The 9,759-nt window shown below is 64.1% G+C and carries 10 protein-coding genes and 1 pseudogene; 7 read left to right on the top strand and 4 right to left on the bottom strand.

Annotation, left to right across the window (positions count from 1 at the left end):
• The 5 genes and pseudogenes from BJF81_RS10520 to BJF81_RS10495 all read left to right on the top strand — a co-directional run.
• Nucleotides 1-376: pseudogene (locus BJF81_RS10520) on the top strand (dihydrolipoyl dehydrogenase family protein); the annotation flags it as partial.
• 169 nt (nucleotides 377-545) lie between these two features.
• Nucleotides 546-1,106, top strand: coding sequence for a hypothetical protein (locus tag BJF81_RS10515; protein ID WP_075958301.1), 561 nt, complete (start codon nucleotides 546-548; stop codon nucleotides 1,104-1,106).
• A 571-nt stretch (nucleotides 1,107-1,677) separates the two neighbouring features.
• Complete coding sequence (locus BJF81_RS10505; protein WP_143780798.1) at nucleotides 1,678-2,202, top strand: hypothetical protein; 525 nt, start codon at nucleotides 1,678-1,680, stop codon at nucleotides 2,200-2,202.
• A gap of 23 nt (nucleotides 2,203-2,225) precedes the next feature.
• Entirely contained in the window at nucleotides 2,226-2,594 is a 369-nt protein-coding gene (locus BJF81_RS10500) for a helix-turn-helix transcriptional regulator (RefSeq protein ID WP_075958298.1), read from the top strand.
• The gene (locus BJF81_RS10495) at nucleotides 2,591-3,064 is read left to right on the top strand and encodes a hypothetical protein (RefSeq protein WP_075958297.1); all 474 of its coding nucleotides are present in this window, start codon (nucleotides 2,591-2,593) and stop codon (nucleotides 3,062-3,064) included. The genes BJF81_RS10500 and BJF81_RS10495 overlap by 4 nt, the downstream gene beginning before the upstream one ends.
• Nucleotides 3,065-3,210: 146 nt before the next feature.
• Here the strand turns inward: BJF81_RS10495 and BJF81_RS10490 are convergent, their stop codons facing one another.
• Nucleotides 3,211-3,789 (bottom strand): hypothetical protein, encoded by a 579-nt coding sequence (locus BJF81_RS10490; RefSeq protein WP_075958296.1) that lies wholly within the window; start codon nucleotides 3,787-3,789, stop codon nucleotides 3,211-3,213.
• Between the two features lie 768 nt (nucleotides 3,790-4,557).
• On the opposite strand from BJF81_RS10490, the gene BJF81_RS10485 reads away from it, so the two are divergent.
• A complete protein-coding gene (locus BJF81_RS10485) occupies nucleotides 4,558-4,938 on the top strand; it encodes a PDDEXK nuclease domain-containing protein (protein ID WP_075958295.1) in 381 nt (126 codons plus the stop codon).
• A 218-nt stretch (nucleotides 4,939-5,156) separates the two neighbouring features.
• Here the strand turns inward: BJF81_RS10485 and BJF81_RS10480 are convergent, their stop codons facing one another.
• Nucleotides 5,157-7,019, bottom strand: a complete 1,863-nt coding sequence (locus BJF81_RS10480) for a hypothetical protein (protein WP_143780797.1) — start codon at nucleotides 7,017-7,019, stop codon at nucleotides 5,157-5,159.
• Between the two features lie 224 nt (nucleotides 7,020-7,243).
• Here BJF81_RS10480 and BJF81_RS10475 point away from each other — a divergent pair, with 224 nt between their 5' ends.
• Entirely contained in the window at nucleotides 7,244-8,194 is a 951-nt protein-coding gene (locus BJF81_RS10475) for a DUF5131 family protein (RefSeq protein WP_342447129.1), read from the top strand.
• Here BJF81_RS10475 and BJF81_RS10470 read toward each other — a convergent pair.
• Together BJF81_RS10470 and BJF81_RS19655 are read right to left on the bottom strand one after the other, a co-directional pair.
• A complete protein-coding gene (locus BJF81_RS10470; protein WP_075958303.1) occupies nucleotides 8,191-9,309 on the bottom strand; it encodes a three-Cys-motif partner protein TcmP in 1,119 nt (372 codons plus the stop codon). The two genes, BJF81_RS10475 and BJF81_RS10470, sit on opposite strands and share 4 nt — an antisense overlap.
• Nucleotides 9,310-9,579: 270 nt before the next feature.
• A partial coding sequence (locus BJF81_RS19655; RefSeq protein ID WP_237770182.1) for a hypothetical protein occupies nucleotides 9,580-9,759 on the bottom strand: 180 nt, incomplete at its 5' end.

The raw sequence follows: 9,759 nt of genomic DNA, 5'->3' as shown, positions 1-9,759 counted from the left end.
GAACATGCTCAAGGGCACCACGACCGCCCCGGACTACACCGGCGTGCCCACCGCGGTGTTCACGATCCCCGAACTCACCCGGGTCGGCCTGCTCGAGGAAGAGGCCCTCGAGCGGGGCATTAAAATCGACGTCCGCTACTCCGACACCAGCAGCTGGTACTCCAACTACCGGATCGGGGAGACGACCGCCGCGGCCAAGATCCTGATCGACCGCTCCAACGACACCATCGTGGGAGCCCACCTGCTCGGCCCCGAGTACGCCGAACTCGTCAACACCCTGGCCCTCGCCATGAAGCTGGGACTCACCACCCGCCAGCTGAAGTCGATGACCGCCGCCTACCCCACCGTCGGATCAGACCTAGGCTCCATGCTCTGAACCAGGACCAACCAGCGACCCCCAGATCGCGGACCAGGGGACAAAGGCCAGTCGGACCGGTCTTGCCCGCCCGCTTCGCGATTACCGGATCTGCCGCCGAGCGTGGCGCAGGCTTCTCGGCTCCCGGTGGCGCGCGCCGTGGCGATGTCATCGCCTTAGTCTAAGCGGCATGCCTCACCGCAGATGGTTCTGGGTCTTCGCCGCGGCGACGGGGCTGGCAGTGCTATCCCTCATCAGCAATCTCACCACCGCAGCTCAGCTCTCGGGCCAGGACGACATCGTCCTGGCCGTCCGCTTCACGATCAGCAAGCTGGTCAACAGTGGAACGATCTGGGCGGGGCTTGGCATCTTGTCCGGGTGGTTGGTGCGACGCGCTCCTCAGGCGTTTGTCGCTGGTATCACTGCGTGTACTTTCGCCCTGCTGGTCCACTACGGGCTTGGACGGTTCCTTGGGGTTTTCTCGACAGACGTCTGGGCCAGCAACTCCTACTGGTTCCTCGCCGCGCTCGTCGCCGGTGGACCCCTGGGCCTGATCGGTGCAGCCGCGCGACAGCCCAGCCTCCTGGGCGTGACTGCCCGGCTGGTTGTCCCGGTGGCCGCAGTTATGGAGCCCTTCGTCGTGGGCATGTTCGGCCAGCCGACGATTCTCCCCTGGCCCGATCGTGTGTCCAGCGTTGTGACCGGATCGATTCTGCTGGCCACCGGTGTCGCGGGCACCAGTCCTCCATAGTGATCACTCTCCAATCGTGGTTGGGGTGTCCACTTTTCGAGCGCCGTTACTGCCTAGTCTTCAAGCGCCGCTGACAGGCGGTTGCCGCCACGGCGAGGACCAGCGGGCGGAGAAGGGCAGTCAGTGAAGCGACCGGGACGCCCCGATCAGAAAGGGGTGCGGCAGTCACAGGCGCAGGGGGGAGTGCCCCCACCGGGGGGCTGCCCTCCGTCCTGCTGAGAACCGCAAGGGCGCCGCCGCTGGCCATCAGGTAGAGGACGAGGACGGCGACCGCCCATGAGGGCTGCGACGATGTCGAGGGGTGAGCGAGCCTGGTGTCCGCTATCACCGCCAGGTAGGTGGCCACCGCTCCGGACGCGAAGATCCTGAAGTGCATCATGAGTCACCTACTGTGCGGGGTGATGTCCGACCCTCGCCCGAAAGGGTATGAGGTGCGTCACACCGCGTCCTCGCCGGCCCCAGGACCTTGCGCTCTTGCCTCCCTGAAGTGCACGACTCGTCCAGATGGTCGTCGGTTCCGGCACCGGGTCGTCTCTGCGTGTTGCCTCAGTACGATGTCCCGGTGTCAGGGGTGAAGAAGAGCGTGTGTTCGGCGAAGGGGCCAGTGCGCTACTACTGGCGGGAGACGGTGGACCGGAGGCATCTCGACGCGACGCTGGACGAGTTGATGAAGGCGATCTCGGGTCCTCACCGCCACGAGAACCCGTACCGGGACGAGACGAACCGTGCCGAGTTCCGGCGGGTGCTGAAGCTGGCACAGAAGGGGAAGCTGGTGCCAGGCGACCACGTGAAGACGGTGCAGTACGAACCGAGGATCGACATGTTCGAGATGCGGTGGCAGCACGTCGAGGTGGTGCCTGTGGATCGTGTGTCCGGGATGCTTGGGGACCCAGAAGAGGTGGCCGTGCGCCTGTACTACGTCGAGGAGGGGGAGCCGTGGATCGTCGGTCTGTACGCCCACGAGAAGGCGTACTGCGACGACCCGAAGGAGACGACGGAGGCGCAGAACGTCCACATCGGGCGGGCTGTGGACCACGCGCAGGCACGAGCGCCGCAGCGGTGGGGCGTCCCGGAGCTGTCGGACCAGAGCCCTTGACAGTTAGTTATAAGATACTTGTTATGACAGAGAGCAGGGAGCAGGTCCGGGCGCGCGCTGAAGCCCTCGCGGACTGGCACACCGAGCTGATGGAGGGACTGGTCGAGCTCCGGGAGAGGCACGGGCTGACCCAGGATGACGTCGCCAAGCGCATGGGCGTCTCGCAGCCAGCCGTCTCGCAGCTGGAGCGTGCGGAGGCGAACCCCACCCTCCTTTCCGTCCGGCGCTACGCCCTGGCTGTGGGGGCACGGTTGCGGACAGAGGTGATCTCCGACCTGGAACCGGTCCACGTGGCGCAGCCCGAAGGTTCGCGGTCGTGGACGACTCCGCGGACGGTTGACAGTGCGGACGTCTCCTGGGGTCGAGCGGTGAAAGACACGGTCTACACGTGACCTCTGAACCGTCAGAGCTCCTTCGTGAGTTGGTGTCGGTCATCGTCCAGGACGATGTCCGCTACGTCGAGCTGACGGCACGGGCCGAGCCCGTGTCTGACCCGTTCGAGGAGCCCCGCTTCGGTTTGCGGGTTGACGTCGAAGATCCTGACGACAGGCGGCAGGAGGACCGTCTCCACGTGGCTTTCAACATTCGTGTGGACATCTCCTCTGAGGTGGGGGTGATGAGCGTGGTCGCGCGCGCGGAGTATCACGTCCCGATCGAGAAGGCCGACCTGCTCGCCAAACCGGTCACCATGGAGTTTGCCAACCATGTCGCCGTGATGACGTTGGTTCCGTACCTGCGCGAAGCGTTGTCGGACGTCAGCCTTCGGGTGTTCGACCAGCGGATCGTTATGCCGATGTTCAAGCGCGGCGAGCTCTGGTTCAGCGACGAGCCGGAACCGGCGTCCAACGACGACGACAGCTGAGCGACAGTTCTCTTCGGCCCCTCGCTCCTGGGCCGCTGGCCGGACCAGCGGGTCGACCCGCCTGCACATGGGTACCCCCCGGTCGGTCAGCGGTGGTCTCGCGGTCCCGGTCGGACCGAAACCCCGACCCATGGGGGTTTGTCAGGTCAGAACCACGGGGGTCGCTGGATAGCCTCGTCGGAGTCATCGTCGGGGGGTGTCTTCGCGTTGAAGTCAGGGACCCACCCATCGGGTGGTAGGGCCGGCGGGGCGTCACTTCCCCGTCGCTGGTTCCACAGCTCCCATGCTTTCTCTGCCAAGGCCGTAGGTATCGACCAGATCCTGGCCGCCGTGTCTGCGGGGTGTAGCTGTTCCCACACGTTCCACGTCCAGCTGCGTGCGTGGGCCGCCCCGGAGGTCTGGTTCCAGTGGATCATCACGGTCGCGAGCGGGTTTTCGAGGCCGTCCGCAAGGACAGGAGCGACGGCCCTGAGCAGATCGGTCTCGTTGATCATGCTGCGTCTGCTCTGCCCAGCCGCGACCAGCAGGGTTTCCGCGCCTGTGCGTAGGGTGGCCGTCTGCCGGGCGAGCTCGCCGTACATGCCGTCCTTGGCCGCGCCGACGTTATCGAGCAGGCGGGCAGCGTCAGCCGCTTCCTTGTTGGCTATGCGGGCGGCGCGGGTCTGCCGTTCCACCGGATCGTCCGGGGTCAGCAAATACAAGGCACGGGCGCTGCCGAGCGTCATGGTCCGGGCGAGAGTCTTCTCGGCGACCCGAGCACACCACCACGCGTTGCGTGGGACCAGAACGCCGCGTAACCCATGAGCTCGCCCGCAGCGGCCAGGGAGCGCCACGCCAGACGGGGAACCTCCAGGTGTTCGGACTCGCGACCGGTGAACCGTCGATGCTGCGCCAGGTCGCTGCCCTCGGCGAGGTGGACCGCTTCGGGGCGGGTCACCATCTCGGACCAGTAAGCCATGCACCATCGCGAGTGACCGTCGTGCCCTCGCATATGGTCCACGTGCGCCGCCAGCCAGTCGGCGACGTCCGAGCCCGGTCCTGCGCCTGGTTCCAGCATCACCAGATGATAGGCCGGTAAGGAGGCGCAGGCAGGCACGGCAACCGGACACGCACGCGACAGGCCGGGCACTGACGTAGCCGTACTTGGCCGTGTTGTGCACGACGTAGTCCTCCCGGCCAGGTCCTCACCGCGCAGATGACCCGGGGTGCGCTCACCCTTTGCGTACCCGGATCGCCTACGTCCTGGGGCGGCGGGACACGTTCGGGCATGTATGTGCGCAGTCCCTCGACCCGCGCAAGGTCGACGCGGTACGTGTTGTCGGGGGGAAGCGCGTGCGTGCGTTTGACCAGTGGTTGGAGGCGTACGACAAGCTCTGCCAATCCCACAGGAACGCGACCGGAACCAGTGCAGACTTCATCTCGGGACCTGCTTTCCGACAGCGCGTACGCCTCGTGTTCCTATGGGCCGGGGCAGGGCACCCACCGTGCGTCCTGTGCAGCAGCCTGCTGCACAACAGCCCTGGACCCACATCCAGGTCCTCATCGACAAGCTCGACGATCGCCCACTGCGTGACTGGTACGCCGTTCAGGACGTCGAGCACGGGTGGTCACGCAACGTCCTGACCAACCAGATCATGAGTCGGCTGCACGAACGCGCCGGGGCTGTCCCGTCCAACTTCCACGCCCAGCTGCGCTCTCCGGACTCCGAGCTGGCCCAGCAGCTCACCCGCGACCCCTACATCCTCGACTTCCTCGACGTCACCGAGCCTGTTGCCGAACGCGACCTCGAAGCCGCGCTCATGGCCCGCCTGCAGGACTTCCTGCTCGAGCTGGGACACGGTTTCGCGTTCCTCGGGCGCCAGTGGCGCTTGTAGGTTCTCGCTCGATCTGTCAGCGGCGCACGCCCCTGACCTGCGTCTCGGCAAGATTTTGGGACGGCGTCCGTCTCACTAACTTGTCCGAATCCTCATGCCGAGCTGGCCGGGGCCAAGGCCCAGGCGCGCCCGGCCAGCCTTGCGTTATTACGTGTGCCCCATCGTTGGGAGATGACTGCGTTCCGGGTTGCCGAGCGGTTGGCGCGGCGGAGGATTGGTCAATTGTGCGGGGGAGTGCCCTTGGGGAGTGGCGCGAACGCGAGACGGGCACGCGCTCCGGCCGTTGGCGGCGCACCGAGTGAGCGCAGCCCGGCGAGCAGCGTCTCGATCGCAGCTGTGTCGACTGCCGCATCTCTGGCGACGTCTCGGATGCTGATCACGCGTCGCACCCTGTCCGCGAGTGAGTCGCCGGCACGCTCGTTGGACATGTGGGTCGCGATGTTGGTCCAGATTTGTGTTTCCAGTGGGTTCTGCCCCGCGAACCTGGTTACTGAGGTGGCCCTCAGGAACCGGAGCAATTCGGTGTCACTCCGAGTCGGGTCGTCGCCTGGCTGAAGCTGGCGGTAGGCGTGCAGTTGTGCTGTGCCGTGGAGTGTCTGGCGGTCCCCGGTCAGCTCCAGTGCGACCATCTCGACGTCCTTAGGAAGGATGTCGGCGATTCCTGCCACCACGCTGGCCCAGGGAAGGCTGTCTCCCCGTCCGGTGATCTTGACGGTCGGTCCGTCGTAGCTCATGTCCACGTCGCGCACGCCGGCGGCCGCGAGCATGTACCTGACGACGTCTAGGCGCTCCCTGGAACTCAGCTCGGCCGGACTTGGGAGCCCGACACCCGACTCGGTCATGGCTACGTAGATTCCTCGCATGATGCCCTGGTGCAGCTCCAGGCCGGCGAGAACCTGGTCGATGAACTCCTCGACGGTGAATCTGGACCTGCCGCGATCAAGCAGCACAGCCTCCCTGTCCATCTGAAAGTCCTGGTGAGCACCGGCGTCTCGGACTGCGCGGCTGAGTTGGTCGAGGCGGAGGCCAGGGAGGTGCCTCTCGCCGGCCTTGAGCATGGGCCCGACCGACTGGACCGAGAGTTCCTCGAACGACGCGTGGCCACCGGCTACCAGAAGGGCGGCCACGCCCGCCCGAAGCCCTCGCTCCCTCACTGTGACCATCAGATCGAGTGCCTTCTGGACAACGATCAGATCGTGCTCGTCGGAATCCGTTACCTGCACGAAGGTATTGGCTCGACTATCGACTGTGAGGATCGCAGCCAGCAGTTCCGTCCGCCAGTCGTGGTCCTCGAGCACCTCGCTGTGGTCCTTGAGCAGCCCGGCAACGTAGTCGGAAACCTCGAGGACTCTCACCCGGTCGAGGGCGGCTGTGGCGACATCAACTGCATCGATTGCGATCTGCAAGCTGATGTCGTCACCGGTTAAGCCGAGCTTGGGGCCGAGCCCGGCGATCATGTCCGTGAAGGATTCGCCGGCCGCCACGCCGTGATCGGCACCTAACACTTCCATGAGCGGGCGCTCCTGCAGCTGTTCGCTGAGGTCGTCGTGCCGGTTCACTTCCGCGAGGACCTCACTTGCTGAGTCGAGGTGGCGCTGCCCCACTGCCTCTTGTCGCTGAGCGTCAAGCGGGGTGGCGGACGTGAGGGCGTCAAGGAACTGCTCGAAACCCATCCTGAGTCGGAGGACCGCCTGGTGCTCCCGCCTACCCCGGTTGCGGTGAGGGCGCGGTCGAAGTCGGGACGTGTCGGCGACGAGCTGGTCCAGCAGCTCGAAGGCATGGATGAGGCCGTCCGCGTGCCTGTCCCACCGGGCCGCGTCGGCCAGCGCACTGAGCACGGCGTCGGTCGCGGTGTCGACTGCAGTCACGAGGTCGTGCGGGAAGGAGGTCGAGGAAACCTCTCGGCGGCCGGCGCGGAACTCACTGACGACCTTCGTCCTCCGATCAAGGTCGGGCTGGATCTCGTGCGGGGCCGCCGGTGTCCCGCACTCCGGACAGGGGCGCTTCGCGACGCGCTCCCCTCCGCACCGCGCACATGTGCGAAGCGACCATTTCAGCCTCATACCGTCACGTCTCGACATGACCTCGAACGTAGTTCAGTCGAGTGAAAGGGCGCCTCCAAAGGGCAGCCACGGGCAAGTCACCCGCCGCGAAACGGCAAGTTGGAAGAGCTGCTCGACGGTGGGCCCTGGGGGTCTGCCTGTAGGTTCTCGGCCGATCTGTCGGGGGAGCAGGTGCGTGACCTGCGGACCGACATGTTGATGAGACGCCGGCGGTCTCGCTAACTTGTCGGAAGCCTCAGCCGATGACCTCCGAGCGGGGGCTGGGACGGTCACGTGGTGCTGATGGTCGTGACAGCACTCTCGCGCCGATGAGCGGATGGGGCATGACCGACTGTACGACCCTCATCGCGAGGACCGGTCGCAAGGGGCGGGTCCCCAGGAGACACGCCGTTCGCACAACAGTACGATTGGCCGGCTCCCAGGGGTACGCTGCGGTCATGGCGGACCGGTCAGCAATTGAGTGGACAGAAGCGACCTGGAACCCAGTAACGGGCTGCGACCGGATCTCCCCCGGCTGTGACAACTGTTATGCCCTAACGCTTGCGAAGCGACTCAAGGCCATGGGGGTGGACAAGTATCAGCACGACGGCGATCCTCGCACGTCAGGGCCAGGCTTCGGCGTGACATTACACCCTCAGACCCTAGGGCAACCGAGAAAATGGCGCGCTCCCCGCCTTGTCTTCGTGAACTCGATGAGCGACTTGTTCCACGCAAAAGTCCCAGTTTCGTACGTCAAGGACGTGCTGGACGTAATACGAGAGACTCCACAGCACACGTATCAGGTTCTCACAAAAAGAGCGACGCGCGCCCGCCGCTTGGCAGATCAACTCGACTGGCCAAGCAACCTCTGGTTGGGCGTGTCGGTGGAGACGGCTGAGTACTTCCAGCGCGTTGATGCACTTCGGGAGGTGCCAGCTGCCGTGCGCTTCTTATCGTGCGAGCCGTTGCTTGGCGATCTCAAGGGGATCAATCTGGAGGGTATAGGTTGGGTCATTGCTGGCGGGGAGTCGGGACCAAGATACCGACCGATGCAGGTTGACTGGGCACGCAGCATCAGGGACGCATGCGTGAACGCTGGGGTCCCCTTCTTCTTTAAGCAGTGGGGGGGCGCCACGCCTAAACGTCATGGCCGCACCCTGGAGGGGCGGACTTGGGATGAGCTGCCAGAGACGACACGTGCGCTCGCGAACTAACTCTCAACGAAAGTGATTCGGCAGGTCTCTGGAAAGCCCCTACTGGGACTGTCGGTGGAGAGTTGTTTTGCCTTCCTCATTGGTCCAAGCGTCTTTTGTTTGAGGTGTCCACGGTGGTATGGGGTTTCGGTTAAGACGAAGCGGTCGACCTCCGCGAACGGAACAGTGCGGCCTGCGAAGTGTGCCAGCAGGCGAGCCGCAAGGGGTTCCAAGTCTGGCTGGTCCAACCCCACGAGGATGTCTTGCCCGGCCATCCTGTCCTCGAACTTGAAATCCCCCGTAGGGGACACGCTCCACATGGCCTTTTTCATGAGGTCTAAGCCATCAAGGTGCCGGCTGCAGAAGATCATGTAGTTGTTCGTCTTCCCCTGCATGTTCACCATGCGGAACGCCTGAACGTATGGAAAACCAACTACGTCACGCAGCTGGCGCTCGTACAGCTCAAGCAAAAACCTAGGGCGATCGGGATCACCCGTAGCTGGAGCCTGCTTAAACTCGCCAGTTCCATACAGTCGATTGAACGCTTCGTCTACGTTGCCAGCTGTAGCGAAACGCTGGACGCTATTGAAATCAAAGTAGATAAATAGCTCGCACTTCTCATAGCGCAGCAGTCGTGCCAGTTTCTCAATGGAGACGTCTTTATAGCCGAAGGGGTCCACGAAAGCGAAGGTGGGCGCCAACTTTTTGCCCGTTCCTTCGATACCGTCGAGGAGTTCATCGACCAACTCATCGAAACTCGCGTCGACAGCATGGACTCTTACGTTATTCCCCCAGCCGCCGTATTCTGCCTCAAGGTTGACAAGTTGCTCCTCAAGGATCCTGTACCTCTTCTTGTCTTTCTCGTTGAAAATAAAGACGACTTCAGACTTGCGCGTGATTGCATGCTTGCTCGGGTGGTTCATCAGCTCCCGAAGGGCGATCGTTGGCGATCCCTCGGTTCCGTCGCTGTAGACACCAGGGCCAGCGAACCCGTCCAGAAAGATGACGCGCCCGCTGCTGTACGTCCCCATACCCAGCTTGGGGAACCAACCCCCAAGATACTTGCGCATGATCTGGTGCTTGGCGCTGGTGTGTGGCGCGATATCCCACACCGGTGAGTCCTTGGGTCCCACCATGTTCCCCTCCACCCTTCCTGGCACCCACCGACAGCGAGGTCCGTGAGCCCGATCGTTCGGCCGCGTTTGGCACGTTGCCGTCGGGGTAGTGAACGTGACCCCGCCAGCCCTGATGAACGATTGTGCCATCGGTGTAAGCAAGATGCGGGTAAGAAACACAGAGCAGCCCCTTACTGCATGTCCATCACGCCCTGGGCTTGAGTTCATCCCAACTGTGGGGGTCTGACCGGGCTTCCCTGTTGGCGCGCGCAACGTCGGATCCGACATGTCTCACCCCCTACAGATTTCCTTCCTGCTCAGGAGGTACGCAAAAGCAAAGCCGCCGCTGTCGTCTGATTGGCCATCCGCTCCTGCCGCTGTGCGGGCTTTGCTGGTTCGGCGCCGTTGCGTCGAACTGCACATCGCCTTGGGCTCCTTCGCTTCACCAACGAGGCTGATATGGAGGGTCTG

It is taken from the genome of Ornithinimicrobium sp. CNJ-824 (genome assembly GCF_001942405.1).
Lineage (GTDB): Bacteria > Actinomycetota > Actinomycetes > Actinomycetales > Dermatophilaceae > Ornithinicoccus > Ornithinicoccus kibberensis.
This window is presented reverse-complemented; position numbering and strand designations above follow the sequence as displayed.